The sequence below is a fragment of the Buttiauxella sp. genome (assembly GCF_049686335.1).
GTDB lineage: Bacteria > Pseudomonadota > Gammaproteobacteria > Enterobacterales > Enterobacteriaceae > Buttiauxella.
The window spans coordinates 109,488-134,569 of the sequence record NZ_JBAVHX010000039.1; the positions used below are offsets into that span (position 1 = coordinate 109,488).

The 25,082-nt window shown below is 51.8% G+C and carries 25 protein-coding genes; 10 read left to right on the plus strand and 15 right to left on the minus strand.

All coding sequences use genetic code 11. From position 1 onward, the window contains the following. Window positions 1-171: 171 nt before the first annotated feature. The 9 genes from phnK to phnC form a co-directional block, all read right to left on the minus strand. Entirely contained in the window at window positions 172-930 is a 759-nt protein-coding gene (phnK, locus tag WBL83_RS22355) for a phosphonate C-P lyase system protein PhnK (protein ID WP_424591172.1), read from the minus strand. Further along, entirely contained in the window at window positions 927-1,763 is an 837-nt protein-coding gene (locus WBL83_RS22360; protein ID WP_424591279.1) for an alpha-D-ribose 1-methylphosphonate 5-phosphate C-P-lyase PhnJ, read from the minus strand. Before WBL83_RS22360 ends, phnK begins: the two co-directional genes overlap by 4 nt. 4 nt (window positions 1,764-1,767) lie before the next feature. Further along, window positions 1,768-2,832 carry a carbon-phosphorus lyase complex subunit PhnI gene (locus WBL83_RS22365; RefSeq protein ID WP_424591173.1) on the minus strand — a complete coding sequence of 355 codons (1,065 nt, stop codon included), beginning with the start codon at window positions 2,830-2,832 and terminating at the stop codon, window positions 1,768-1,770. Beyond that, entirely contained in the window at window positions 2,832-3,416 is a 585-nt protein-coding gene (gene phnH, locus WBL83_RS22370) for a phosphonate C-P lyase system protein PhnH (protein ID WP_424591174.1), read from the minus strand. Before phnH ends, WBL83_RS22365 begins: the two co-directional genes overlap by 1 nt. After that, window positions 3,413-3,874: a phosphonate C-P lyase system protein PhnG gene (gene phnG / locus WBL83_RS22375; RefSeq protein ID WP_424591175.1), complete on the minus strand. Its 462-nt coding sequence runs from the start codon at window positions 3,872-3,874 to the stop codon at window positions 3,413-3,415. The genes phnH and phnG overlap by 4 nt, the downstream gene beginning before the upstream one ends. Then, window positions 3,875-4,600 carry a phosphonate metabolism transcriptional regulator PhnF gene (phnF, locus tag WBL83_RS22380; protein WP_424591176.1) on the minus strand — a complete coding sequence of 242 codons (726 nt, stop codon included), beginning with the start codon at window positions 4,598-4,600 and terminating at the stop codon, window positions 3,875-3,877. It lies immediately after the preceding gene. A gap of 83 nt (window positions 4,601-4,683) precedes the next feature. Beyond that, complete coding sequence (gene phnE, locus WBL83_RS22385) at window positions 4,684-5,466, minus strand: phosphonate ABC transporter, permease protein PhnE (protein ID WP_424591177.1); 783 nt, start codon at window positions 5,464-5,466, stop codon at window positions 4,684-4,686. Between the two features lie 145 nt (window positions 5,467-5,611). Further along, on the minus strand, window positions 5,612-6,628 hold the full coding sequence (phnD, locus tag WBL83_RS22390; RefSeq protein ID WP_424591178.1) for a phosphonate ABC transporter substrate-binding protein: 1,017 nt from the start codon (window positions 6,626-6,628) through the stop codon (window positions 5,612-5,614). A gap of 40 nt (window positions 6,629-6,668) precedes the next feature. Beyond that, the gene (phnC, locus tag WBL83_RS22395) at window positions 6,669-7,451 is read right to left on the minus strand and encodes a phosphonate ABC transporter ATP-binding protein (protein WP_424591280.1); all 783 of its coding nucleotides are present in this window, start codon (window positions 7,449-7,451) and stop codon (window positions 6,669-6,671) included. 193 nt (window positions 7,452-7,644) lie between these two features. Here phnC and WBL83_RS22400 point away from each other — a divergent pair, with 193 nt between their 5' ends. Continuing rightward, entirely contained in the window at window positions 7,645-8,859 is a 1,215-nt protein-coding gene (locus tag WBL83_RS22400; RefSeq protein ID WP_424591179.1) for a phospholipase effector Tle1 domain-containing protein, read from the plus strand. 118 nt (window positions 8,860-8,977) lie between these two features. Here WBL83_RS22400 and yjdN read toward each other — a convergent pair whose 3' ends face one another. Then, complete coding sequence (gene yjdN / locus WBL83_RS22405; protein WP_424591180.1) at window positions 8,978-9,418, minus strand: VOC family metalloprotein YjdN; 441 nt, start codon at window positions 9,416-9,418, stop codon at window positions 8,978-8,980. A 189-nt stretch (window positions 9,419-9,607) separates the two neighbouring features. After that, window positions 9,608-9,943, minus strand: coding sequence for a zinc ribbon domain-containing protein YjdM (locus WBL83_RS22410; RefSeq protein ID WP_424591181.1), 336 nt, complete (start codon window positions 9,941-9,943; stop codon window positions 9,608-9,610). Between the two features lie 373 nt (window positions 9,944-10,316). Here WBL83_RS22410 and WBL83_RS22415 point away from each other — a divergent pair, with 373 nt between their 5' ends. From WBL83_RS22415 to WBL83_RS22435, 5 genes are all read left to right on the plus strand, one after another. Next, on the plus strand, window positions 10,317-12,683 hold the full coding sequence (locus WBL83_RS22415; protein WP_424591182.1) for a dynamin family protein: 2,367 nt from the start codon (window positions 10,317-10,319) through the stop codon (window positions 12,681-12,683). Continuing rightward, entirely contained in the window at window positions 12,680-13,555 is an 876-nt protein-coding gene (locus WBL83_RS22420; protein WP_424591183.1) for a diguanylate cyclase regulator RdcB family protein, read from the plus strand. Before WBL83_RS22415 ends, WBL83_RS22420 begins: the two co-directional genes overlap by 4 nt. A gap of 241 nt (window positions 13,556-13,796) precedes the next feature. Further along, a complete protein-coding gene (evgA, locus tag WBL83_RS22425) occupies window positions 13,797-14,411 on the plus strand; it encodes an acid-sensing system DNA-binding response regulator EvgA (protein WP_424591184.1) in 615 nt (204 codons plus the stop codon). 4 nt (window positions 14,412-14,415) lie between these two features. After that, the gene (locus WBL83_RS22430; protein ID WP_424591185.1) at window positions 14,416-17,646 is read left to right on the plus strand and encodes a response regulator; all 3,231 of its coding nucleotides are present in this window, start codon (window positions 14,416-14,418) and stop codon (window positions 17,644-17,646) included. Between the two features lie 2 nt (window positions 17,647-17,648). Continuing rightward, window positions 17,649-18,041 (plus strand): hypothetical protein, encoded by a 393-nt coding sequence (locus WBL83_RS22435; protein ID WP_424591186.1) that lies wholly within the window; start codon window positions 17,649-17,651, stop codon window positions 18,039-18,041. A 129-nt stretch (window positions 18,042-18,170) separates the two neighbouring features. Here WBL83_RS22435 and WBL83_RS22440 read toward each other — a convergent pair whose 3' ends face one another. Continuing rightward, a complete protein-coding gene (locus WBL83_RS22440) occupies window positions 18,171-18,833 on the minus strand; it encodes a YfdX family protein (RefSeq protein ID WP_424591281.1) in 663 nt (220 codons plus the stop codon). Window positions 18,834-19,013: 180 nt separating this feature from the next. On the opposite strand from WBL83_RS22440, the gene WBL83_RS22445 reads away from it, so the two are divergent. The 4 genes from WBL83_RS22445 to yghX all read left to right on the plus strand — a co-directional run bounded on the left by WBL83_RS22445 (window position 19,014) and on the right by yghX (window position 21,942). Then, window positions 19,014-19,616, plus strand: a complete 603-nt coding sequence (locus WBL83_RS22445) for a DUF308 domain-containing protein (protein WP_424591187.1) — start codon at window positions 19,014-19,016, stop codon at window positions 19,614-19,616. 15 nt (window positions 19,617-19,631) lie between these two features. Continuing rightward, a complete protein-coding gene (gene hdeB / locus WBL83_RS22450; protein ID WP_424591188.1) occupies window positions 19,632-19,934 on the plus strand; it encodes an acid-activated periplasmic chaperone HdeB in 303 nt (100 codons plus the stop codon). Window positions 19,935-20,102: 168 nt separating this feature from the next. Further along, window positions 20,103-20,990 carry a DMT family transporter gene (locus tag WBL83_RS22455; protein WP_424591282.1) on the plus strand — a complete coding sequence of 296 codons (888 nt, stop codon included), beginning with the start codon at window positions 20,103-20,105 and terminating at the stop codon, window positions 20,988-20,990. 64 nt (window positions 20,991-21,054) lie between these two features. After that, entirely contained in the window at window positions 21,055-21,942 is an 888-nt protein-coding gene (yghX, locus tag WBL83_RS22460) for a YghX family hydrolase (RefSeq protein WP_424591189.1), read from the plus strand. Here yghX and WBL83_RS22465 read toward each other — a convergent pair. The 3 genes from WBL83_RS22465 to WBL83_RS22475 all read right to left on the minus strand — a co-directional run bounded on the left by WBL83_RS22465 (window position 21,939) and on the right by WBL83_RS22475 (window position 25,059). Continuing rightward, window positions 21,939-22,904 carry a diguanylate cyclase domain-containing protein gene (locus WBL83_RS22465; protein ID WP_424591190.1) on the minus strand — a complete coding sequence of 322 codons (966 nt, stop codon included), beginning with the start codon at window positions 22,902-22,904 and terminating at the stop codon, window positions 21,939-21,941. The genes yghX and WBL83_RS22465 overlap by 4 nt on opposite strands. A gap of 78 nt (window positions 22,905-22,982) precedes the next feature. Further along, window positions 22,983-23,894, minus strand: coding sequence for a DMT family transporter (locus WBL83_RS22470; RefSeq protein WP_424591191.1), 912 nt, complete (start codon window positions 23,892-23,894; stop codon window positions 22,983-22,985). Window positions 23,895-23,919: 25 nt separating this feature from the next. After that, entirely contained in the window at window positions 23,920-25,059 is a 1,140-nt protein-coding gene (locus WBL83_RS22475; RefSeq protein ID WP_424591192.1) for an HlyD family secretion protein, read from the minus strand. Window positions 25,060-25,082 lie beyond the last annotated feature (23 nt).

Below are 25,082 nucleotides of genomic sequence, written 5' to 3' on the forward strand. Positions count from 1 at the left end.
TGATTCCTTAAAACGTAGGCCATGACGTCGGATGACGGCTTCGCCTTATCCGACCTACAAGTTCGTTGTTGGCATGTCGGATGACGGCTGCGCCTTATCCGACCTACAGGTATGCAGCGTGTATTTTTCGTAGGTCGGATAAGACGCGTAAGCGTCGTCATCCGACAAAAATCAGTTCTGCAATACCGATGAAACCAGCAACTGGGTATACGGGTGGTGCGGGTCGTCCAGCACGCGGTCAGTCAGGCCGCTTTCCACCACTTTTCCCTGTTTCATCACCAGCAAGCGGTCAGCCAGCAGACGCGCCACGCCCAAATCGTGGGTGACAATCACCACCGCCAGATTCAACTCGCGCACCAGTCCGCGCAGCAAATCGAGCAAACGCGCCTGTACGGAAACATCCAGCCCGCCGGTTGGCTCGTCCATAAACACCAGCTTCGGGTGCGTCACCAGGTTGCGGGCGATTTGCAGACGTTGCTGCATCCCGCCGGAAAATGTGGTTGGCAGGTCGTCGATGCGCGAGGCCGGGATTTCCACCTCTTCCAGCCAGCGCTCAGCGGTAGCGCGAATGTCACCGTAATGGCGCGCACCGGTTGCCATTAAGCGTTCGCCAATGTTGCCGCCCGCCGAAACGTGGCGGCGCAGGCCGTCCATCGCATGTTGATGTACCACGCCCCATTCGGTGCGCAACAGGCGGCGGCGTTCGCCTTCGCTCATGTCGTAGAGCGACGAATCCAGGTAAATGACTTCACCGTTTTGCGGGGCGAGGCGAGCCGAAATCGATTTCAGCAGGGTGGTTTTGCCCGAGCCTGATTCGCCGACAATCCCTAACACTTCGCCAGGATAAAGCTCGAATGAAACGTCGCTAAACCCTTTGCCCGGGGCATAAAGGTGCGTCAGGTTATTCACGGAAAGTAACGGTTGAGTCATTGGCTTGCAGCCTCGCTGTTCTGGCGGCAGAAATCGGTATCGGAGCAGACGAACATGCGGCTGCCCGCATCGTCGAGCACCACTTCATCCAGATAGCTGTGGTGCGAGCCGCAAATCGCGCAAGGCTCATCCCACTCCTGAACGGTAAACGGATGGTCGTCAAAATCGAGGCTTTCGACGCGGGTATACGGCGGCACCGCGTAGATGCGTTTTTCACGCCCGGCACCGAACAGTTGCAGCGCAGGCATCATGTCCATTTTCGGGTTGTCGAATTTCGGGATGGGTGACGGATCCATCACATAGCGATCGTTCACTTTCACCGGATAGGCGTAAGTGGTGGCGATGTGGCCAAAACGGGCGATGTCTTCGTAGAGTTTTACCTGCATCACGCCGTACTCTTCCAGCGCGTGCATGGTGCGGGTTTCAGTTTCACGCGGCTCGATAAAGCGCAGCGGCTCAGGGATCGGCACCTGGAAAATCAGGATCTGATCTTCGGTCAACGGCGTTTCCGGGATGCGGTGGCGGGTCTGGATAAGCGTCGCATCGGCGGTGGATTCGGTAGTGGCGACGTTGGTTACGCGCTTAAAGAAGTTGCGAATCGACACCGCATTGGTGGTGTCGTCTGCACCCTGGTCGATAACCTTCAGCACGTCGTTTTCGCCAATTACGCTGGCGGTAATTTGTATCCCGCCGGTGCCCCAACCATACGGCATCGGCATTTCACGCCCGCCAAACGGCACCTGGTAACCAGGGATGGCCACGGCTTTCAGGATCGCGCGGCGCAGAGTGCGTTTGGTTTGCTCATCAAGATAAGCAAAGTTGTAGCCAGTCAGTGCCTTAGTCACGATTACGTTCCTTTTGCAGACGTTTGAGCAGTTCCAGTTCGGCCTGGAAATCGACGTAGTGCGGCAGTTTCAGGTGTGAGACAAACCCGGCGGCTTCGACGTTGTCGGCGTGCGCGAGCACAAACTCTTCGTCCTGCGCGGGGCCAGCGACGGTTTCATCGTAGTCCGGGGCTTGCAACGCGCGGTCTACCAGCGCCATGGCCATCGCTTTGCGCTCGCTCATGCCAAACACCAGGCCGTAACCGCGCGTGAAGTGCGGTGTTTCATCGGCGGGTGCGACAAATCCATTCACCATTTCGCATTCAGTTATCAGCAGTTCGCCGACGTTCACCGCAAAACCTAACTCTTCTGGCGTGATTTCCACATCGATGTAGCCGCTGCGGATTTCAGCCGCGAACGGGTGATTGCGCCCGTAACCGCGTTGCGTGGAGTAGGCGAGTGCCAGCAAATAGCCTTCGTCGCCGCGCACCAGTTGTTGCAGGCGCGAGGAGCGTGAACACGGGTAAACCGGCGGCTGACGGGTGATGTCATCAGGCTGCTCGCCGTTATCTTCTTCGGCTTTTGCCAGCCCCTGTTTTGCCAGCAGGCTGAAAACGTGCGGCGCGGGTTCGGCGTGGTCGTCAGCGGTTTTAAGCGCCGGCGCTTCGCCGTTGGCCAGCAAAGTGAAATCCAGCAGGCGGTGGGTGTAATCGTAGGTCGGGCCAAGTAATTGCCCACCCGGCACGTCTTTATAGACTGCCGAAATACGACGCTCGAGGCGCATGTCGGCGCTGTTGAGCGGCTCGCTGACGGCCAGACGCGGCAAGGTGGTGCGATAGGCGCGCAATAAAAAGATGGCTTCGACCATATCGCCGCTGGCCTGTTTGATAGCCAGCGCCGCCAGCTCACGGTCGGCAATGCCGCCTTCGGTCATCACGCGGTCGACTGCCAGCCCCAACTGTTGCTCGATTTGCGCGACGCTCATTTCTGGCAGCGTTTGCTCGCCACGGCGATTGTGTTCCTGCAATTGATGGGCGGCGGCTATCGCCTTTTCGCCCCCTTTGACGGCGACGTACATCAGCACACCTCCACATGCGTGGTGCGGGGAATGGCCAGCAGGCGTTCACCGCAGGTGAGGATTAAATCGATGCCCAGCGGGAACGGGTGCGGGCGCTCGGTGAGCTCAAAGATCACGCAGTCAGGCAGTTGCGGGGCAATCATGCGTTCTTCACGAATGCCCGCGCCAGTCAGGCGCAACATGCGGCCACCGCTCAGGCTCGGCACTTGCAAAATCAGCGTTGCGCTGGTGTCCGGAGCCACGTCCGTTCCCTGCGCCAGCGCATTAAGTTGCTGCGCGGTAATGCTGCTGTCGGCGACGGCAAACTGTGCGTGCTCAGGTGTCAATGAAATTGATGCATTTGTATGGAATCGGACATTTTGCAACGTCACGTCATTGCTTAACGCTTCGCTGATCCATACCGGCGTGTCGTTATCGGCAAGGGTGAGCAGCACGCTGGTGGAGGCGATATTCAACGGTTTCCAGCCATGTTGCAGCGAATGCAGCGCCACGATCACACCCGGCTCGCTCATGGCTTTCAGCAGGCGACGGAAGCTCTGTTGGGCATCTTGCACGGGCAGGTTAAAAGCGGTCATCAGGGTCATGCGTTATCTCCGCGAACCAGAGTGAAGAAGTCGACTCGGCTGCTATTAATTTGGCTGCGACGTGCGGCCAGACGCTGTTCGCGGTTTGCGACCAGCGGTGCCAATAAGGTTTCTTGTAAAGTCCGGAATCGAACTTTTTCCTGCATCAGCGCGTCGATGACGGCGCACAGCTCGGCGTGGGCTTTATCCCGCCCTAACAGATAGCTGTAGCCGTAAGTGCCATCGGCGAGCTGAACCACGGCGCGGGTCAGCGTGGTGTCACCGGCAAAAAAGCGTTGGCCGGTAGCGCCCATTCGCGCCTGAATTTGTACAAGTCCGGTTTCGGACTTGCGAATGACTTGATATTCAGGATTCAGTTTTTGTTCTGCCCAAAGTGCTGCCAGCTCTTGCGGCAGACTGTGAGCGAGCACGGCCATCCACTGTTGGCGCTGTGCGGTGTCAAAATGCGATGCGTCCATTTAGTGCTCCATGGTGAATTCAATCATGTCGGCGCGGGTCAGGCTGACGGAGTATTCCGCCGGATTCGCCTCGCCTTCACGGTGGTTAAGCGTGCGTACGCAAAGCAGCGGAGCCATGTTAGGGATCTCCAGCAGGCGACTTTCTTTGGCCTGTGCGCGGCGGGCGCTGATGCGTGTCTGTGTACGTGTCAGGCTGATGCCGAGCCGGGCATGAATGACGTCGTGCAGCGAACCGCTGTTGAACTGTTGCAGCGCGGGCCACCAGCTAAGGTCGGCAAAGTAGTGGTCAATCAGGCACACCGCGATCCCGTTGACGCGTCGCAAGGTGCGCAGGTGAATAATGTTCTCGCCTTCGGTGATGCCCAGCGCGTCAGCCACGTGGCTTGAGGCCGGGCGCAAAACCGCGAGTAAGCGTTCGCTGGTGGGATGGCTGCCCTGGTCCAGCAAGTTCTGGCTAAAGCGCGCTTGCGCATTCAGCGGGTAGTCGAACGGGCGCATCAGTACCAACACACCAATCCCCTGGCGACGCTGTACCCAGCCTTTTTCTACCAGTTGGTCGATGGCGCGGCGCAGCGTGTGACGATTCACTTCGTAACGTGCCGCCAGCTGGCTTTCGGCTGGCAGATAGTCGCCACAGCGATAGTTTTTACGCAGCTCCACCTCGAGCAGGGCGGCGATTTCCTGATAACGCGTGGGGTAACTGGTCGGATGTCTGGATAAGTGCATTTTCAGTCAATCCTCTGGGTGGCATTTACGGCGGATGACGCTGCGCTTATCCGCCCTACGGAACGAGTGCTCATCGGCTTCACCTAGATAAAGTGCTTACGCAGTCGTTGGGACATGAAATCCAGCAGGCTTACGGTGACGATGATGATGACCATCAGCGCACAGGTTTGCTGGAACTGGAATCCGCGAATCGCTTCCCACAACGTCACACCAATACCGCCGGCGCCCACCATGCCCACCACCGTTGCCGAACGGACGTTCGACTCAAAGCGGTACAGCGAGTAGGAAATCAGCAGCGGCATCACTTGTGGGAGGACGCCGTAGAGGATCTCTTCAAATTTGTTAGCACCGGTGGCGCGGATACCTTCCACCGGGCCGGGTTCGATAGCTTCCACCGCTTCAGAAAGCAGTTTGGAGAGCACGCCCGTGGTGTGGATGAACAGCGCCAGAACACCGGCAAACGGACCAAGGCCAACGGCGACCACGAACAGCATCGCAAACACCATTTCGTTGATGGCGCGGCAGGCGTCCATCAGACGGCGCATCGGTTGGTAAACCCACCATGGCACCAGGTTGTCGGCACACATCAGGCCGCAAGGAATGGAAAGCACGATAGCCAGTGCGGTGCCCCAAACGGCGATTTGCAGGGTGATGGACATTTCACCCAGGTAGTCACGCCATTGGCTGAAATCAGGAGGGAAGAAGTCGGCCGCGAAGGTGGCCATGTTGCCGGAATCTTTAATCAAGGTGAGCGGGGCCATTTCCGCGCCATGCCAGGAGGCCACCAGCACCGAGAGTAAAACCGCCCAGCTGAGTAACGAAAACCAGCTGCGTTTTGGTGCGGCGACCTGAATGGTTTGTTGCATTAGGTGCTCCATGTTGGTGTTTGCCCTCACCCCGACCCTCTCCCACAGGAGAGGGAGAAAACCGTACAATCCCCTCTCCCTCAGGGGAGGGAGAAAACCGTACAATCCCCTCTCCCTCAGGGAGAGGGTTAGGGTGAGGGTGGGTTTACTGAACCGCTTTGTTCACGCTGCTCATTGCAGAAAGTGCTGCCGTCAGACGATCCAGGTCGCTAAGTTGGTTTTGCAACTCGCTGACTTTCAAGGTTTTGTCTTTCTCATCCAGGCCTTTGTTGTCTTTCACGCCTTGCATCTGTTTAAACAGGGCGAGCTGGCGAATCGGCACCAGTTGCAGGTCGCTTGATGGACGGAATGGAGCCCAGCCCAGACGAGTAAGCACTTCTTTTTCTTCCGGATTTTTTCCGTAAGTCATGAAGAAATCGTAGATTTTGTCTTTGGTGGTTTCAGACAGGTTCTTACGCCATGCAATCGGGTCGCCTGGGATCAGTGGAGATTTCCAGATGACTTTCAGCTCTTTCAGCTTGTCTGGCGCGGAAGTTTTCAGCTTTTCGAGGTTTTCGGTATTGTTGGTCGCCACATCAACTTGCTTATTGGCAACCGCCAGGGCGTTGGTTTCATGGCTGGCATTCACAGAGCGTTTGAACTCGCTCACCGAGGCGTTGTTCTTCGCAAAAACGTAGTATCCCGGGACGAGGTAACCGGAGGTTGAGTTCGGATCACCGTTACCGAAAGTCAGCTCTTTACGTTTTGCCAGCAGCTCTTGCAGGTTGTTGATTGGGCTGTCTTTGTTAACGATCAGCACGCTCCAGTAACCCGGAGAACCATCGGCTGCGACGGTTTGAGCAAAGACCTGAGCGTTAGCGCGGTCGACGGCTTCCATTGCCGAGAGGTTGCCGTACCAGGCGATATCCACTTTGTTAAAGCGCATCCCCTGAATGATCCCCGCGTAGTCCGGTGCGAAGAAAGCATTAACTTTCACGCCCAGCTTCTTCTCCATATCCTTGAGGAACGGTTCCCATTGTGGTTTCAGGTTTTGTTGTGATTCGGTGGAGATGATGCCGAAGTTCAGGGATTTCTCTTGTTCTTCCGCGTGAGCCGGGCTGAACAGGGCACTGACGCTTAACAGGCTGGTAAAGGCTAAGGCTTTCACGGCTTTGTAGCTCATGGCGGACAATTCCTTGAGGCGATTGATTGGTTGAAGTTTTTTATGCAGCCGCCGCATCAACGCGGTTAATGCTGCGGTAGAGATTCCCCAGCCGTTCGTTGTCGAACGCCGAGCTGTTTCCGTCGTAAAACACATGACCCTGGCGCAGCGCGACGATACGTTCGCAGTAGCGCAGGGCGTAATCCACCTGATGCAGCGTCACCACCACGGTGATACCGTCCAGACGGTTAATGTCGTGCAGCGTTTCCATCACGATGCGCGCGGATTCTGGATCCAGAGAGGCAATCGGCTCATCGGCCAGAATCACTTTTGCTCGTTGCATCAGCGCGCGGGCAATCGCCACACGCTGTTGTTGCCCACCGGACAGGGTGGACACGCGTTGATAAGCAAACTGCGCCATACCGACGCGGGTCAGCGCCTGCAATGCACGTTGCTTTTCTTCGCGAGTAAACCAGTTAAAACAGGTGCGCCAGAACGGCGTGGAACCCAGTGCGCCAATCAGTACGTTTTCCAGTACCGTCAGGCGGTTCACGAGGTTGAACTGCTGGAAGATGTAGCCGGTGTGGGCGCGGCTTTTACGGATATCGCTCGCCAGACGGCCCGCTTTTTGTACGGTGCGGCCGAGCAATTCCACGTGGCAATCGGGTGATTTATCGGAAGTAATCAGACCGCTCAGATGGCGTAAGAGGGTAGATTTGCCTGAGCCAGATGGCCCCAGCAGAGCAACCATCTCACCTTCATTAACCATCAGACAGACTTCATTCAACGCTTGATGCTGGTTGAAGGTTTTGCTGAGTTTGTTGACGCGAATAATTGTTTGCATCATTCGGCTCCTTAAAAAAGTTGCCTCATGGTGCCGATGAAATGTGACGGTTTTGTTAAGAATAAGTTTCCATATGATGAAGAGTGAGTCTCAGCCTGGAAGTCATCAAGCTAATCAGCTATTTGTCGTATTGTTAGGCGCTTCGTTTTTGTATTTGCTTACTGGTACCTGTCGGCCGTTGGGAAGGCAAATAATGGGCAAAAATATTATTTTTTGTGCCGATGGCACATGGACCGCTCCCGGTGTGGAAGCAAAGCTGGATGATGAAACCGTCGCCAGTAATGTTTATCAGTTATTTATTGATTTGAAAGGAATTGTCGACCAACAGAGTTTGTTGTTAGCCAATGAGCAAGAAAAAACGCTTACGGATAACAGCGGCAATGTGGTGCAAGTCGCGAAATATATTTATGGCATGGGCGATCCCCATAACGGTCTGATCAAACGTCTGGGTGGCGCATTTGGCGCAGATTTGATCGTGCCGATCATTCGTGGCTACACCTTTATCAGCCGTCACTGGCAGGCGGGCGATCGGATCTATCTGGTGGGATTTAGCCACGGCGCTTATACCGCGCGGGTTCTGGCGGAAATGATCATCGATCGTGGCTTATTAAGTCGTGAAAAACTCAATCTAAACCTGCGCAATAAAGAAGAAGCGTGGCGTTTTGCCTCGTCCGTGTGGGCGCAGTATCTTGCTCATTCAGCGGAAATGAGCCCGAGTCTGCTGGGCAGTGTGGTGCGCGAGTTACCGGGTTTTTTTTGCGACAGCGTGGATCCCACCTGCATTGCGCGGCCTGCTTCAATTGAAGCGGTTGCGGTGTGGGAAACGGTCGGGCAGATGGGCATTCCTAAATATTTCACTGATAAGCGTTACAACGTCTTCCGCTTTAACAATACCGAGCTGCATCCACGGGTGAAATACGGGCTACAGGCGCTGGCGATTGATGAGCAGCGCGTCGATTTATCCCCGGTGTTGTGGGACAACCGCGATCGTATTTTACAGGTGATGTTTCCGGGTATTCATCAGGATGTGGGCGGGGGCTATAGCACCACCTGTGAGGATCGCAGCTTGTCGAATGGCGCGTATTTGTGGATGCACGATGCGCTTGACGACCTGGGGATTAATCTTGCACCCAGCAATATTGTGGCTGATCCACTGGGGCCGTTGCATTGCGACTGGTATCCACCGACCCGTTATTTGCGCATCAACCCGCGCCAGCTTCCTCCGCCGGTGACGTCATCGATGATGGTGCATCAGTCGGTTATTGAGCGGCTGAGTGGCGGTTCAGTGCTGCTACAGCAGTCAGCCATCAACGGCGAGTGGCAGCCTGGGCCTTATATGCCGCAACCGTTACAGGACTATTTACGCGGGCTGGGGGCGATTCCCATTAACTGGGCCATTGCGCGGTAAAAAGATAGAGAACGGGTTGCGTAGGGTGGATAAGCGCTAGCGTCATCCACCATTTTCATCAGATATGTCGGATGACGCTGCGCTTATCCGACCTACGTTTGGTATCAGGTCGAACCGGTTACATTGGTTTTTCGACATTCACCATCCATGGGATTCCGTACTTATCGGTCAGCATGCCAAATCCTTTGGCCCAGAATGTTTCTCCCCAGGGCATCGTGACATCGCCACCCGCGGCCAGGTTTTCAAACCAACGCTTACCTTCGTCGAGATCTTTGGTGGCAAGGCTCAGTGAATAGCCTGTGTGTTTCACTTTATCAGCGGACATATTGCCGTCGCTCATCATCACTTCACCGTCACCAATCCGGACATTGGCGTGCATGATTTTGTCGTCAGGCCAGTTGAATCCACTACCGCAGCCTTCCGCCGTGTCGCTTGCTTCCTCCTTCGGCATCTCGCCAAAAGTCATTTTAAACAGCAGTTCAGCACCGATAGCTTGATTATAAAACGCGATAGCTTCTTCACAGGTGCCGTCAAAAAAGATGTAGGGACTTACAGACATGACTTGTTCCTCATAATGCGGAGTGCACAAGTAGTTTAGTTGTGGGGAGTAAGGCAAGCCAGGCGGGGGGAGGGGAAACTTCTTGTAGTGCGGATGAAAACGGTGGATGACGCTGCGCTTATCCACCCTACAACGACCCTACAACGATCCTTCGTAGGTCGGATAAGCGCAGCGTCATCCGACACTTAACTAGTTCTTCTTCACAAACTCTGATTTCAATTTCATCGGGCCAAAACCATCAATTTTACAATCGATGTTGTGGTCGCCTTCAACCAGACGGATACCCTTCACTTTGGTACCAATTTTCAGCATTGAAGAACTGCCTTTCACTTTCAAATCTTTAACCACGGTGACGTTATCGCCGTCAGCCAGCAGATTGCCGTTGGCATCTTTAACAATCAGTTGGTCGCTGTCTGAAGCGGGTTCGGCATCATTCCATTCATGTGCACATTCCGGGCAGATAAACATACCGTTGTCTTCGTAGGTGTACTCGGAATTGCATTTTGGGCAATGAGGGAGAGTCATTACTAGTATCCTCAAAAATAGCGGCTTTCCGCCAAAAGTGGCACAATTATACATTAAAACCCTACTTCTGCAGGGATTATTGCCGCTACACCTACTGCCATCGGGGTAAGCGAAACGCAAAGATTAATATTTAGTATCTTTAATCAATTGCTAAATTCGGGATGAAAATACAGAATTAGCTTATTGAAATGCGCTATTGTTTCTTTCTTTTTATATGCCACCTGATAACTTCATTTTTGAAAAGTAAGTTTAATTATAAAAACATCGAATAATTGATTTCCGCGCGTAATTATAATTACCGGTACTTAATTGACCTGCAAATATAAGTATTTTTATAAAAATCCGGATAATTTGATTTAAGTAAGGATTTTTTATGCATACACAAGCAATATTTGAGTTAAGTCAGGAGGCTGAGCGGCTATTACAACTCGCCTTACAAAATCTTAATTCCTTAAAAGCGACCTCTTTTACTACCCAGCCTGATGAAAATGACCAGGGTAAAGCGCAGGTGGGGTCGGTTGCCTCGTCTAAGTTTTGCCCGCGTACCATTCAGGAGCAGCAGGCCATGCTGCAAAATGAGTTACGCAAAATCACGCAGAATGAAATGGTTCTGGCCATTGTCGGCACGGTTAAAGCCGGCAAATCCACGACCATCAACGCCATTATTGGCACAGAAGTCCTGCCTAATCGCAATCGCCCGATGACGGCATTACCGACATTAATTCGCCACACGCCAGGCCAGCGTGAACCGGTGCTGCATTTTCCTTACGTGCAACCCATCGACAAATTAATGCAGACGTTGCAACTTCGTTTGCAACAAACCGACAGAGCAACGCTTGGCAGGCATCTGGAAATTGATCGGGATATGGCAGCATTATTAACCCGAATAACTGAAGGGGAATCTTTCGCTAAGCATTATCTGGGTGCTCAACCTATTTTTCATTGTTTGAAAAGCCTTAATGATTTAGTGCGTTTATCAAAAGCACTGGATGTGGCTTTTCCATTTAAAGCTTATGCAGCAATTGAACATGTTCCGGTAATTGAAGTGGAATTTGTTCATTTGGCCGGAATTAATGAAGGTCACGGGCAACTGACATTATTAGATACGCCGGGGCCGAATGAAGCCGGGCAACCGCATCTGCAAAAAATGCTGCGAGAACAACTGGCGCAGGCGTCTGCGGTGCTGGCAGTACTGGATTATACCCAGTTGAAGTCAGTTTCTGACGAAGACGTGCGAAAAGCGATATTAGGCACCGGTTCTTGCGTACCGCTGTACGCGCTGGTCAACAAGTTCGATCAAAAAGACAGGAATGGCGACGACGAAGAACAGGTTAAAGCATTGATTTCCGGGACGCTGATGAAAGGGATGATTGAGCCGAGTCATGTTTTCCCGGTCTCTTCCATGTGGGGATATCTGGCTAACCGTGCGCGTCATGAAATGGCGTTACACACGAAGTTGCCGGACCCGGATGAACATCGCTGGGTGCAGGATTTTGCTGATGCCGCACTCGGGCGCCGTTGGCAGCGTGATGATTTGGCAGATAGCGCAGTGGTACACCAGGCGGCAGAGCTGCTTTGGCAGGACTCGCAGTTTGCCGAGCCTATCAAAAAGGTGCTTCATGCCGCCCACGCCAACGCCTCGATGTACGCGTTGCGTTCCGCCTGCCAGAAATTACTTAACTACACGCAAAGCGCGGAAGAGTACCTGAATTTCCGCAGCCAGGGTTTACGCATCGCCAGCGAGCAATTGCAGCAGAATATTACGGCCATTGAAGAGGACATTAACCAGGCGGCTGCCAGCCAGCAGTCGGCTGGTGAAGTTGCACGCAGCAACGTCGATCAGGCTGTGGATGCGATGGAGGACTTTATCCGTCGTTATCAGCAACAGATTAATGCCAACGTAGCGGACTATTTCCAGAATGGCACGGTGCCAGAAAAACTCACCCGCCAGGCGATGGCGTTTGGCACCCGTCGTGGTGTCGATTTTGACGCCCGCTATGACACGCTGAGTTTTGACGACGAACAGTCGGCGCAGATTGCACTGCACAGGATCCGGGCTTCCTGCGAAATCATCCTCACCGCCGCGCAGGAAAAAATGACCGAGGAGCTGATGCATCTGTTCAGTTATCTGGAAATCGAACTGGCGGATACGCTGCGTAATACCTTAAAACCGATTGAATCCCGCGTCGCACAAGGGCTGGCGCAGGCCGGATTTCGCACCAATATCACCCTGCCGGTGTTCCATGTCGGGTTGTTAAATTTCAATGCCAATAAAGCCTTCAATGAACTGATTGAGGAACAAGATATTCCGGTCGCGCGGTTACGCCGTCCGGCGGGGATGCGGGGCACGGTTGCGCGCTGGCTCAATAGCGACGAGTGGGGCTGGGAAGGATACACGGTAATGCAAAGTCGCTACGTCATTTCGCTGCCCGATGTTCAGCACAAGCTGTGCGAGCACGTGGCTAACTTCCTGTTGCAGCTCAATCAGACCATGGCCGCGCAAATTGAAAATGCGGTGAGCGAGGGCATGTCCGCCTTCTTCGTCGATTTTTCCCAGGCGCTGGATGCGATACGCCTGAATCTGCAACAAAGTTTGTTGGCGCGTCAGCAAAATGAAGACGCGGTGATGAGCTTGCGTCATCAGCTCCAGCAGTGCGTACGCACCACGCGTTACATCCATGAAGACACCCGCCTGCTACGGGATGATATTCAGACGTTATTTACGGTAGAACAGCAATGAGCAGTCTATTACAAGGTATTCAAACTCGCGCTCTGGAGTGTGTTGCAGAGAAGTTTGTCGTCGATTTTGCAAAAACTAGCGGTGTCACACGTGAGCTGTGGCATAGCCAGCAAAGCAAAGCCTATTACCAACGTCTGAGCGGCGAGTTCATCGGCAGAAGTCAGTTACAAAAATGGGCGATGGACGAAGTGTTACTGGAGACGCCGGAGTTCACGCTAGCGATACTCGGGCAGCTTTGCCAGCGTGTGGCGAAAAAACATCGGGCGATGGCGATCGTCTATGACAGCGTGTGTGCCATGTCCGCCGCTTCAGCGCGGGTGAATAACGAGGCGCGTGAAACACGACAGCTGTTTACTCAAGTACAGCAACAACTGGCGCAACGCGTCGCTAAGCTGGAAGCGCAATTTAACGGCACCGATCTCACCCATCTGGGCATCGTACATTGCGAGCAAGTTTTTGCCCGTTGGCAGGCGGGGCACTATGCCTCGTTTTCCCCGGCAGGACGCTGTTATGTCGCGTTGCAGGAGTTGTACTGGGGCGCGTTTGGCGATGCGTTGCGTTTTGGCAGCACGTTGCAGGCAACGGAACTGGTGGAACAGGCGCGGGCGTTAGCTATCAGGCAGTTAGCGCAAGATGTGAATGCCTCAACTCGCACCCGTCATTACTATTATGAATGGCTGATGTTCCCGTCAACAGCAGCAATGATGGAAAGCAAAGAAGCGCTCGCCTGGCTGGGCGATGACTGCGACAGCGAGCAACAGCCGGTAAGTTTTGCCACCACCCAGACCCACCAGGGCGTTTCGCTCGGCATGCCACGCATTTGTTCCGCCATGCGCCTCGGCAGCGCGATGGTCGATGAAGTATTTAATTAAGTCGCGTTAAAGTCAGTAAAATATGATCAGCATCATATTAAGTGTTATTTATATCAATATTAAATAGCAAGAATAAGTAACTTAAATGGAGTTGATTGCTTATTCTTTACTGGCTGTAAATATTTAACAACACATTACCCTGTTAATTATAAATATCCGCCACTGCAGAATTATCCCTAAAAGTAATAATATTACCCGCCTCGCTATTTTCGTTTTTCAAACATCAGGATTTATTAACGCAATGAACGCGATAATCGTTGACGATCATCCATTGGCGCGGATCGCCATTCGCAATTTACTGGATACCAATGGCATCACCGTCACCAGCGAACTCGACAGCGGCGAGCATGTGGTGCAAACGGTGGAAAAGCTCAAACCCGAACTGCTGATCATCGACGTAGATATTCCCTGCATCAGCGGCATTGAAGTGCTGGAACAATTACGTAAACGCCATTTCACGGGCGTTATCATTATCATCTCCGCCAAAAACGAATTGTTCTATGGCAAGCGCAGCGCAGAATCTGGAGCCAATGGATTTGTCAGTAAAAAGGAGGGCATGAATAATATTCTCGCGGCCATCGACGCGGCAAAGAATGGTTATAGCTATTTTCCTTTTTCACTTGAGCGATTTATCGGCACCGGTAGGACTGAGCAGGACAAACTGGATACGTTATCGACCCAGGAAATGAAGGTGTTACGCTATATTCTTAACGGCATTGATTACACCACCATCGCCAGCAAAATGAATATCAGTAATAAAACGGTTAGCACTTATAAAACCCGCTTAATGGAAAAGTTAGATTGTTCCTCATTAATGGAACTTTATGATTATGCGCAAAGAAATAAAATAGGGTAATAAGATGTTGGCTCGTGTGTTTATTTATTTGATTGTGATGTTGGGTTTAAGTAGTTTTTCTACTGCGGGTGCAACTCAGGTCATTGAGCTTAAAAGTAACTACCAGCCCGCGGTGCTGGATATTCATTTAAACGCGGAACACAGGCTGTGGCTCGAGCGTAAAAAAACGCTGACTGTCGGGACCTGGTTGCCGGAAGTTTCCCCTATCGATTATGAAAGTACCGGGGGCATTTATCAGGGGGTGAATGCCGATTATCTGGCCCTGATGCAAAAAAATCTGCAGATTAAAATCGCGATAAAACAGTTTGATAGTGAGCAAGAGGCCCTTGCGGCATTGTCGAGGCATGAAGTCGATACGCTGCTCACACAACTGACTGACACTAAAGAGGTGGGCAGTTCTCTGCTGACGACTTCGGCGTTAATCAAAACCTGGCCGACGCTGGTCACCTCGCTGAAAAATACTCTGTTGCCGCTGAACACGGACAAAGTGGTGACGCTTGCTTGCGTGCGAGATTGCCCGTTTTCGCTTGTTGTCAGGGAAGCCTTTCCTCACGCCAGAATGACCTTATACGATAATGATTACCAGGCATTATCATCGGTGCGGGACGGTCAGAATCAATATTTTATTGGTAATAACGTCACCACCGGAAATTACATTTCTAAGTACTTCTCACAGTCGCTGGTGATTACCCACTACTTTAACCAGCAACAACAATACAATTATTTTATCACCAGCAAGAATCAGCCATTATTGCGAAATATCCTTGAAACGTTCATGACTTCTATAAGTAATGAAACCCATATGCGGATGATGCAGAACTGGTTGAATCGCGGCAATCTTTCCTATCTCAACTCGCCAATTCCGTTCAGTAAGCAAGAGCAGGACTGGCTTAAAAAACATCATCAAATTAAGGTGTTGATTAACCCAAACTATCCACCGTTTACGCTTCTCGACCAGGGTGGCGAGCTGCGTGGCATCATGGCTGATTTACTCAATATTATTCAGCTCCAAACCGGCCTTGAATTTCAGCCGGTGATGGTTAATTCCGAAAACCAAATGGCGCGCGATCAATGGGATATGATCCCCGCCGCTACGCTGAATAATGTGCCGCAGAAATTTATCTCGTTTAGCGATCCGCTGATGAGTGTCTCGTATGTGATTGTCACGCCTCATCAGGAAAATGCCGACCGGTTGCTCACCAAACCCCTGCGTATTGCCGTGGCCGCAGGGACGATTTTGACCGACGACTTGCATCAACGTTATCCGCAGGCGACGTTGATTGAAACGGAAAACGTCGTTGAGGCAATGAAAATGGTTGAGAAGGGAGATGTGGATGCGGCGATAACCACCGAGTTATCCGCCCGCTACATGATTGACCATTATTATCTGCAAAAAATGTACTACATGCGGCTCCCCGGCATGCCGAGCGCCTCGCTGAGGTTTGCGATGGCACGCGATGAACCCGAACTGAACGCCATTATGAGTAAGGCGCTGCAAGCTATTCCTCCGCGCGACATTCTGCAAATGACTGAGAAGTGGTCGAAAATTTCCAGCGTACAGAAAGATACCTGGAGACTTTACAGCAAGCAGTTCTATCAGCTGGTGCTGTTTGCGTTAGTGCTGATTGCTATTAGCCTCGGCTGGGGATTGTCGCTTTCGCGTGAAGTGCGCAAAAGAAGGGAGTCGCAACGGCAACTCGAAGAAGAGCTGCGGCTAAAAGAAGCACTTTCACATGAACTGGAAGCTGAAAAAGATAAAGCGATTCAGGCGACTAAAGCGAAAAGCCGCTTTCTGGCGAGTATGAGCCATGAGCTGCGTACGCCGGTGAGCTCGATTGTGGGCTTTCTGGAGTTGCTGTCGAGTTCGGATCTCAACGCCAGTCAGCGCAAAGAGGCTGTCGCACTTGCTGGTGCTACGGCGCAATCGCTGCTTGGCTTGATCGGGAAGATCCTCGATGTGGATAAAATTGAGTCCGGAAAATACCAGATTTCCCCGCAATGGACGGATTTATCGCAGCTTATCGACATCCAGTGTCACTCGTTTAAGGCGCTGGCCCGACAGAAGGGTGTGGAATTGCGTTATATCAGCGATCTTGCGGCGGATGACCGTGTACTGATTGACCCGCAAGCCTGGCGGCAAATCCTCAACAATCTGGTTGGCAATGCACTGAAGTTCACCGAACGAGGGCATATTGAGGTTTCTTGCCAGCTGACGGAGGTTGAGGATAAACACGGAACGCTGGTGGTGAAGGTGAGTGATACCGGCTGCGGGATCAGTGCTGAAGAGCAAAAGACGTTATTCCACCGTTATGTTCAGGCGGGCCAGGGGCGCAAACAAACAGGATCTGGATTGGGTCTGGTGATCACCAAAGAGTTGGTGACGTTGATGGGCGGCACGCTGGAACTCAGCAGCCAGTTATCACGGGGTTCTACGTTCACGATTACGCTTGCGGTTGAAACGGCGCAGCAGACTGTTGTACCGACGAAGAAGACGCCTGCCGCGTTGTCGCCATTGCCGCGTTTGTCGATTCTGATTGCTGACGATAATCCGACTAATCGCCTGCTGCTAAAGCGCCAGTTGAATGCGATTGGTTACAACGTGGATGAAGCCTGCGACGGCGAGGAAGCTGAATCCAGAATCGCTAACAAACAGTACGATTTGTTAATCACCGATCTGAACATGCCGAAAAAAGATGGCATGGCGTTAACGGCGTCTTTGCGCAGCAAAAATGTGCAGCTGCAAATCTGGGGGCTGACCGCCAGTGCGCTGTCGAAGTCGCGGGAGCAGTGCCTGAATAGTGGGATGAATCAGTGCCTGTTTAAACCGATTTCGATTCAGACGCTGACCCACGAGCTAAGTAAGCTCGATGTTGGGCGTGCGTCCTCTTCCGTTACGGGACATTTGAAGCTGAGTATTTTGACTGAGAATACCGGCGGGGACAGGAAGTTGATAAACGAGATTCTGGAAACGTTCCGCGAGGCTTCGGCTAACGATTTACAGGTCGCCGTGCGTGCAATAGAGCAGGATGAACCTCAGATGTTTTTGCACGCGTTGCACCGTTTGCATGGTTCGGCGCAGATTCTGGAAATCACCGCGCTTCAGGCATTGTGTGAGCCTTTCGAAGCACGCCGGCATGATTCGATTCCGCTTGCGGATCGCAAGGAGACGCTCGAGAAAATTGCCGCGGTGTTGCGGGAGATAGACGTTGAGATTGATAGTTTGATGAGTCATTGAAAATGGTGGATGACGCTGGCGCTTATCGAAAATGGTGGATGACGCTGGCGCTTATCCACCCTACGAAACCGAAACCGAAACCGAAACCGAAACCGAAACCGGAATCGGAATCGGAAACCGGCAATCGGAAACCGGCAATCGGAATCGGCAACCGGAAATCGCCAATCGAACCGGCAATCGGAAACCGGAATCGGCAACCGGAAATCGGAAATCGGCAACCGGAAATCGGCAATCGGAAACCGGCAATCGGAATCGGAATCGGCAACCGGAAACCGGCAATCGGAATCGGCAACCGGCAACCGGAAATCGCCAATCGGCAACCGGAAATCGGCAACCGGCAACCGGCAACCGGAAATCGGAATCGTCATCCGGAAACCGGAATCGGCAACCGGTAACCGGAAACCGGAATCGGCAACCGGCAACCGGCAATCGGAATTGAAACCGAAATCCAAATCCAAATCGAAATCGTAGGTCGGATAAGCGCCAGCGTCATCCGACGCCCGGCACCTTAATTCAAAACTAACTTAGTTAGTCGCGGCGAACATTTCGCTATCCACTACGATACCGTCCTCAGCACCTTTCAGAACCAAATTAGCCTCGTAGTATTTACCGTCTGCCAGCAATTTTTGAGCCTGGGCCACCGCTTTACGGGTCTGATTCAAAGGCATCAAATATTGATTTTCCATCACGCCAATCCCTGCCAGACGTAAGGTCTCCATTGCCCCTTTTTTATCGCCTTTCGCCAGTTTTTCATTGGCAGATTTGATGGCGCTCTCTTTGGCCGGGGTCGCAATATAGTCCTCTGACAAGGTGACATTGGCGTTAATGATGACGTACTGATCATCAATCATCTTCGCTTTGGCATCAGTTTTGACAAATTTCTTCCAGTCCACGCTGTCATCTTTGAGCAGCGTTGCCGCATCATCAGTCAGCTTTTTAGCGCTAGCGGGTTCACCGTGAAACAGTGCCAGGCGTGCAAACTGGATATCACGCATGGCATTTTCGCCCTGTACGGCAACTTGCATGACATCGGCAGCTTCTTTTTGGATTTGTGCGGTTGCAGCAGCCGTTTGCGCGGGAGTAGTCGTAGTTGCAGCCAATACCGGTGCAGAACTCATCATGGTAGCCAGAACGCTTGCCAGAATTAATTTTTTCATTCTTTTCTCCTGAATAAAATGGGTGTTAATCACCAACGGAGCCAGAATAGAAAATTAATATACGGATGAAAATCAGAGTGCGGAATGAATATTGCAGGAGTCGTCTGACAGTTGTCAGATTGAGCGTATAGCAATGGGGCTTCACTCTTATTTACCCCGTCAGATCAATAGATTTACTATTTCAGGTATCAATTATAAGGTGGATGCCAAATGTTCATATTTAACCCATTTAGAGTAAAGAGTCTTAGTGAAGGCTCACGTCTACAATATAAAAGGCATGCCATGATTATGGCGGTTCTTCTGTATATATGTGGTGCCTGCTGTCTTATCTTTCCTTTTATGGCTGGGATGTATCTCTGTTATATCATTGGCATGCTGTTTATGGTCTGCGGTTTTTATACGCTTTATAGTCTGGTGGTTTTCCGCTCCCAGCACTGGAGATCTAAATTTGTCAGTGTTGTATTTGCCTTAGCCTGGTTGTTGTTGGGCTACAGTTTTGTCTCACATCCGCTGGTTGGAATGAGTTCGTTATCGTTAGTATTTTGCTGCTTATTCATTATTGGTGGGGTATCACGCATCCTTTCAGGGTTCGCGATGCGTGGCCATGTGGGCGCTATCCCGAACATATTTATCGGTATTTTTGATCTGCTGATTGCCGTTATCTGGTTAGGGATGACTCCTGAACAATCTTATCTATTTACCACCGCATTTGTTGGTATTGAGATGATTTTCAGTGCAGCGAGTTTTCTCATTTTACGCAAGAATTTGACCACTGCCCCGCAACTAAAACAAGCTGTTTCAAATTCACAATAAACATTGGATGAAATTATGAAGAGTAAACACTTTATTACGGCAATTATTTCAGTTGCCGCTTTATCGGGCTCAATGAATAGCGCATTCGCCGTCCAGGAGACGACGCCGAAAAATATGACGTGTCAGGAATTTATCGACATGAATCCAAAATATATGACGCCTGTCGCTTTTTGGGTCGTGAACAGAAATACCGACTTTAAAGGCGGTGATTATGTCCATTGGCAGGAAGTCGAAACGGTATCGGTGCCAAAAATTGTTAAACAGTGCCAAAAAACGCCTAAAGCGAAATTAGGCGAACTGACTCAAAGCGTTAACTAAATATCTGCGCTCACGCTCCCCTGGCTCGTCTAAAACTGTTGAGAATGCTATCGCTATTTTTGTGTATTAACGGATAATGGCCGATTCTGAAACGGCAGTTTATTTTTGGGTAAGGGAAGGGGCGTGAGTCATAACGTTTCGCTGTTTACTAACAAGAAATTCGCATGGATGGGAGCGGCTTTTTGCTGCTTGTTATGGGGAAGTGCGTACCCGGCCATTAAAAACGGTTATGAAATTTTCCAGATAGCGACGGACGATTTACCGGGAAAAGTGGTCTTTGCCGGTTACCGTTTTGTCATCGCCGGCCTGCTGTTGCTGGCGTTTGCCCTGTTACAGGGCAAGCCGGTTGCGCGTTTATCCCGCCACCAGTTTTCGCAACTTGCGCTGTTAGGCGTGACCCAAACGGCCATTCAATACCTCTTCTTTTATATTGGCCTCGCCTATACCACAGGCGTGAAAGGTTCAATTATGAATGCCACGGGCACTTTCTTTAGCGTTCTGCTGGCGCATTTTATCTATCAAAACGACAAGCTCAGTATTAACAAAGTGGTGGGCTGCGTGTTGGGGTTTGCCGGTGTGATGGTGGTGAACTTCAATAGCCAGCTGATGGATTTCAGTTTCAGCTGGATGGGTGACGGCTTCGTAGTGCTGGCGGCATTTATTCTTTCTGCCGCGTCGCTGTATGGAAAACGTCTTTCGCAAACCATGGATGCGACCATTATGACCGGCTGGCAATTGGCCATCGGTGGCGTGGTGCTGACCGTTGGCGGCTACGCATGTGGCGGGCGGTTGGCGTTTCATGGCCTGGAGTCGGTGGCAATCCTTGGCTACCTGGCATTGCTCTCTTCCGTGGCCTTTGCGCTATGGAGTTTGCTGCTCAAGCACAACCGCGTGGGGATGATTGCGCCGTTTAACTTCCTGATCCCGGTGTCGGGTGCGGTGCTTTCAGCCATCTTCCTGCAAGAAAGTATTCTTGAGTGGCGTTATGCCCTGGCATTGGTGTTGGTGTGCTTCGGCATCTGGCGGGTGAACGTCGTTAAATCCCGCTTAAATTAGAGCAGGCAAAATCGTCAAATGCAGGCCATTATTTATCCATCTTTTATCGATAAAGGGCCTGCCAATGACCAGACTTACCGCAAAAGATTTCCCTCCTGAATTACTCGAATACTTCGATTTCTACGTCCACGGCAAAATCAGCAAACGTGAGTTTCTCGACCTGGCAGGCAAGTTTGTCGTCGGTGGGCTTTCAGCGGTGGCGCTTGGCACTTTGCTGACGCCTGATTACGCCTTCGCCCAACAAGTGGAATTTACCGATCCCGATATTGTGGCTGAATATATTCAGTACCCAAGTCCGCAAGGGCATGGGGAGGTGAGAGCCTATATGGTGCGTCCGGCGAAAGCCGCGGGTAAAGTGCCGGGCGTGGTAGTGGTGCATGAAAACCGTGGCCTGAATCCCTACATAGAAGATGTCGCGCGGCGTGTGGCCAAAGCGGGATTTATTGCGCTGGCACCGGATGGTTTGAGCTCGGTCGGCGGGTATCCGGGCAATGACGAAAAAGGCCGTGAGCTGCAATCTCAGGTCGATCCCACCAAACTGATGAATGATTTCTTCGCCGCGATTGAGTTCCTGATGCATCACGAGGCGGTAACGGGAAAAGTCGGTATTACCGGATTTTGTTACGGTGGCGGTGTAGCAAATGCCGCGGCGGTTGCCTATCCGGAATTAGCCGCCGCCGTACCGTTCTATGGTCGCCAGCCAAAAGTGGAAGATGTGCCGCGTATTAAAGCGCCATTGTTGCTGCATTACGGTGAGCTGGATTCGCGGATTAACGAGGGATGGCCTGCGTATGAAGCGGCGCTGAAAGCCAATAATAAAGTCTACGAAGGCTATATCTATCCGGGTGTGAATCATGGTTTTCACAACGATTCGACACCGCGTTATGACAAGGCGGCAGCGGAGCTGGCCTGGTCGCGAACCCTCGACTGGTTCCGCAAATATCTGGCTTAACTGTGGATCAGAATGCTGGCACCCAGTGCGATGCCATTCTTGCCGGTGCGTTTAATCAGGTACATGGATTCATCGGCACGAATCACGGCATCGGCAAAGTTGTCGCTGGCCCAGGATTCGTTCACGCCAATGGATGCGCCCACTTTCGCCGCACCATTACTCAATTCAAACGGAGTGATGGCGGCATCGAGGCAGCGGCGGGCGATGGTCTGGATTTGGTTGTTATCCAGCGTCCAGGGCATCAGCAGGATAAATTCATCGCCACCCAGGCGACCAATGGTCACTTCCGCTGGGCAGGCTTCGGATAAACGTTGGCTGAGTTGCAACAGAACTTCGTCGCCGCTGCGATGCCCGAGGGTATCGTTAACGTTTTTGAAATCATCAAGATCGATAAATGCCACGGACAGCGAGCCGAGTTTTTTGAGCAGATCGAACTGCGCCTTAAGCGCATGGCGGTTGGCAAGACCGGTGAGCGGGTCGTGGTTAGCGAGCTTCGCCAGTTGCTCCTCGTACTGCTTTTCTTTGGTCATGTCGATGTGGGTGCCGGTGACTTTCAGCGGTTTGCCGTCATCGCTCCATTCGGTCACACGTCCGCGATCAAGCACCCAGGTGATGGTGCCGTTTCTGGCCTGCATGCGGTGCAGTGCCTCGTAATAGGGCGCTTTCCCTTCGAGATGGTTATAAAACGCGGCGAGCACCCTGTCTCTGTCTTCAGGATGCAGGTGCTCACGCCACACATCAAAATGAGCGCTAAGTTCTTTGGGCCGATAACCTAACATGGCTCCCCAGCGGCGGTTGAAAATAACCAATTTGCCGCTACTGACATCGAGTTGCCACAAGCACAAACCTGTCCCGTCGAGCGCCGCACTCAGCTTGTTGCGTGAGTCATGGGCAATTCTTTTGAGTCGGGCATTGTGCTTTTTGAGGTTCTGGATCTGCTGCCTGAGGTTGTCTTCTGACATTGACCATATTTATGTTCAAATAATACTCATTCTTAACATGTATTAATAAGTTGTAAATATGGCGAAGAAAATATCGTACTAATTCCACTGCTGTTGGGATATCGACACGCGTTTTCTCTTCTCAACCGGGATAACAGAGAGAAAAACACCGCCCAACATCGCCGCCAGCAGAAGCCAGGATGTCTGTGAAAATATGCTGTCCATGACCACGCATTCGAGGATGACGGCGATCACCGGGAAACAGATAAACACCAGCGATGTCCTGAACGTCGAAAGGCGTTTTTGCAGCGAGAAATAACACAAAATCCCGAACACGCCCGCCACGATGCCAAGGTAAATAATCGAGGCAAACGACAGCCAGGTAATATTTTCCAGCATCGGTTTCTCTACTATCGCGCCAATCATCGTCAGGATTAATCCCGCGGCGAGGCAAGGCAGGGTATTGAAGGTGAAAAGCGAAACCGGGCAACTGCGCTTCTTGCATTGAACATACATAAAAGCATGCATGAACACGGCGAGAACCACGGCTAACGCCCCTTTCCAGTTGTTACTCAGGCTGACTCTGGCTTCTTCTTGCAGGATGCAGAACAGCGCGACCAGTGCCAGCACAGCCCCCATCAGCTGCAATAAGCTGGTTGGAGTATTCAGCAGCACAATGGAAATCAGCATCACGGCGACGGGCATCACGGCAAAGATTATCGCCGCGGTGCTTGGGTCGACGTATTGCTCACCGTAAAGCACCAGCGTGAAGGGCAGGCAGTAACAGAACAGGAACACGCAAAACTGGAAAAAGCGGTGGCCTGGTGGGAACAACAACGAAGAGCGGGTAATGCTCAACATCCACAGTAGCAGCGGCGCTGCGCTTAAGAAGCGCAGGCCGGTGGCAAAGATCGGTGGCATGCTGACCAACGCGAACTTCATGGCAAGCCAGGTGCTCCCCCACGTCAGAATAACGATGGCGAAAAGAGTGAACATTTTTGCTTTCTGCATGGGGTGGCTCCTTTGTTACCTCGGATTAATGATCGATATACAGGTAGTGCATCCAGCTGGTCATACGCAGCAGGATTTTGCGGATAATGGAAACGTGCTCGAAGTGATCGGAATAGACCGCCACTTGTCCCATGGTACCGGCGGGCAATCTCTCCACATCGGCTACGTTGCTCAGCTCGATTTCCGCGTAGATGCCGTCGAGTTTCGGATCAAGGCTTAAGCCTTGCAGATGTCCCTGTGCCTGGTAGCTACTGTTAGCAATGGCGGGCAGGATCTGTTTCACTTTCCCTTTTACGACGCTACCTGGCAGACCGTTGAATACCACTTCGGCTTCATCGCCTGCGATTAAGCGCAGCGCTGAGTTCTGACGGAACACCGCATAAACACTGGTTTTCTGATCCGGTACGAACACCATCACCGGGCGCAGCGGAATCGGACGGACGAACATGCCTGGTTTCAGGAACAGTTGCGTCGCGTAGCCATCGCTCGGGGCGCGAATAACGGTTTTCTCAAGGAAGTACTCGGCTTCTTTGAGATTGGATTTCAGGCGGTACACCACGGCGTTTTCGCCGTTAATCAGAGCGCTAAGTTCTGCAGCCGTTTGATCTCTTTTCGACAGGGAAGAGCGCCATTGAGCTTGCGCTGCCAGATAAGTTTGCTGCGCACGGACCACTTCTTGGTCTGTGAACGGGCTTTTCATTTTGTCATGGCTGCCACTGCGGTAACGGTCAGCATCTTTCATGGCTAAATCACGTTGCGCTTTCGCCTGAGCGATATCGGCATTTTCGGACGCCAGACGCGCTTTAAGCATCTCAACGTTTTGTTGCGCGCTTTCAATCTCACCTTTTATCGACTCAACTTTGGCCTGGTAAGCTGTTGGGTCAATACGGAACAGGAAATCGCCTTTTTTCAGCATCTTATTGGCTTTAGACGTCACTTCGACCACCGTTCCCGAGACTTCAGGGATAATAGGTACCGTGACGGTAACCATCTGAGCCCTTTCGGTATAAGGATGGTTGTAGTTCATTAATAAAAGCAGAGAGCCAATGAGAATAATCCCACCCAATACTGCGGTAGGGACGCTCCATTTATTTAATGGAATTTTAAAGAATTTAAATATACCCACACAAATGGCGGTATAGGTAAGAATAAGTAGTAAATCCACAATGAATCCTGCTCAATAATTCA

Excerpts from the sequence above, each read along its gene's own strand:
- phnK (WP_424591172.1), bottom strand. The coding sequence starts at position 930 with ATGACTCAACCGTTACTTTCCGTGAATAACCTGACGCACCTTTATGCC.
- WBL83_RS22365 (WP_424591173.1), bottom strand. The coding sequence starts at position 2,832 with ATGTACGTCGCCGTCAAAGGGGGCGAAAAGGCGATAGCCGCCGCCCAT.
- phnH (WP_424591174.1), bottom strand. The coding sequence starts at position 3,416 with ATGACCCTGATGACCGCTTTTAACCTGCCCGTGCAAGATGCCCAACAG.
- phnG (WP_424591175.1), bottom strand. The coding sequence starts at position 3,874 with ATGGACGCATCGCATTTTGACACCGCACAGCGCCAACAGTGGATGGCC.
- phnF (WP_424591176.1), bottom strand. The coding sequence starts at position 4,600 with ATGCACTTATCCAGACATCCGACCAGTTACCCCACGCGTTATCAGGAA.
- phnE (WP_424591177.1), bottom strand. The coding sequence starts at position 5,466 with ATGCAACAAACCATTCAGGTCGCCGCACCAAAACGCAGCTGGTTTTCG.
- phnD (WP_424591178.1), bottom strand. The coding sequence starts at position 6,628 with ATGAGCTACAAAGCCGTGAAAGCCTTAGCCTTTACCAGCCTGTTAAGC.
- phnC (WP_424591280.1), bottom strand. The coding sequence starts at position 7,451 with ATGCAAACAATTATTCGCGTCAACAAACTCAGCAAAACCTTCAACCAG.
- WBL83_RS22400 (WP_424591179.1), top strand. The coding sequence starts at position 7,645 with ATGGGCAAAAATATTATTTTTTGTGCCGATGGCACATGGACCGCTCCC.
- yjdN (WP_424591180.1), bottom strand. The coding sequence starts at position 9,418 with ATGTCTGTAAGTCCCTACATCTTTTTTGACGGCACCTGTGAAGAAGCT.
- WBL83_RS22410 (WP_424591181.1), bottom strand. The coding sequence starts at position 9,943 with ATGACTCTCCCTCATTGCCCAAAATGCAATTCCGAGTACACCTACGAA.
- WBL83_RS22415 (WP_424591182.1), top strand. The coding sequence starts at position 10,317 with ATGCATACACAAGCAATATTTGAGTTAAGTCAGGAGGCTGAGCGGCTA.
- WBL83_RS22420 (WP_424591183.1), top strand. The coding sequence starts at position 12,680 with ATGAGCAGTCTATTACAAGGTATTCAAACTCGCGCTCTGGAGTGTGTT.
- evgA (WP_424591184.1), top strand. The coding sequence starts at position 13,797 with ATGAACGCGATAATCGTTGACGATCATCCATTGGCGCGGATCGCCATT.
- WBL83_RS22430 (WP_424591185.1), top strand. The coding sequence starts at position 14,416 with ATGTTGGCTCGTGTGTTTATTTATTTGATTGTGATGTTGGGTTTAAGT.
- WBL83_RS22435 (WP_424591186.1), top strand. The coding sequence starts at position 17,649 with ATGGTGGATGACGCTGGCGCTTATCGAAAATGGTGGATGACGCTGGCG.
- WBL83_RS22445 (WP_424591187.1), top strand. The coding sequence starts at position 19,014 with ATGTTCATATTTAACCCATTTAGAGTAAAGAGTCTTAGTGAAGGCTCA.
- hdeB (WP_424591188.1), top strand. The coding sequence starts at position 19,632 with ATGAAGAGTAAACACTTTATTACGGCAATTATTTCAGTTGCCGCTTTA.
- WBL83_RS22455 (WP_424591282.1), top strand. The coding sequence starts at position 20,103 with ATGGGAGCGGCTTTTTGCTGCTTGTTATGGGGAAGTGCGTACCCGGCC.
- yghX (WP_424591189.1), top strand. The coding sequence starts at position 21,055 with ATGACCAGACTTACCGCAAAAGATTTCCCTCCTGAATTACTCGAATAC.
- WBL83_RS22465 (WP_424591190.1), bottom strand. The coding sequence starts at position 22,904 with ATGTCAGAAGACAACCTCAGGCAGCAGATCCAGAACCTCAAAAAGCAC.
- WBL83_RS22470 (WP_424591191.1), bottom strand. The coding sequence starts at position 23,894 with ATGCAGAAAGCAAAAATGTTCACTCTTTTCGCCATCGTTATTCTGACG.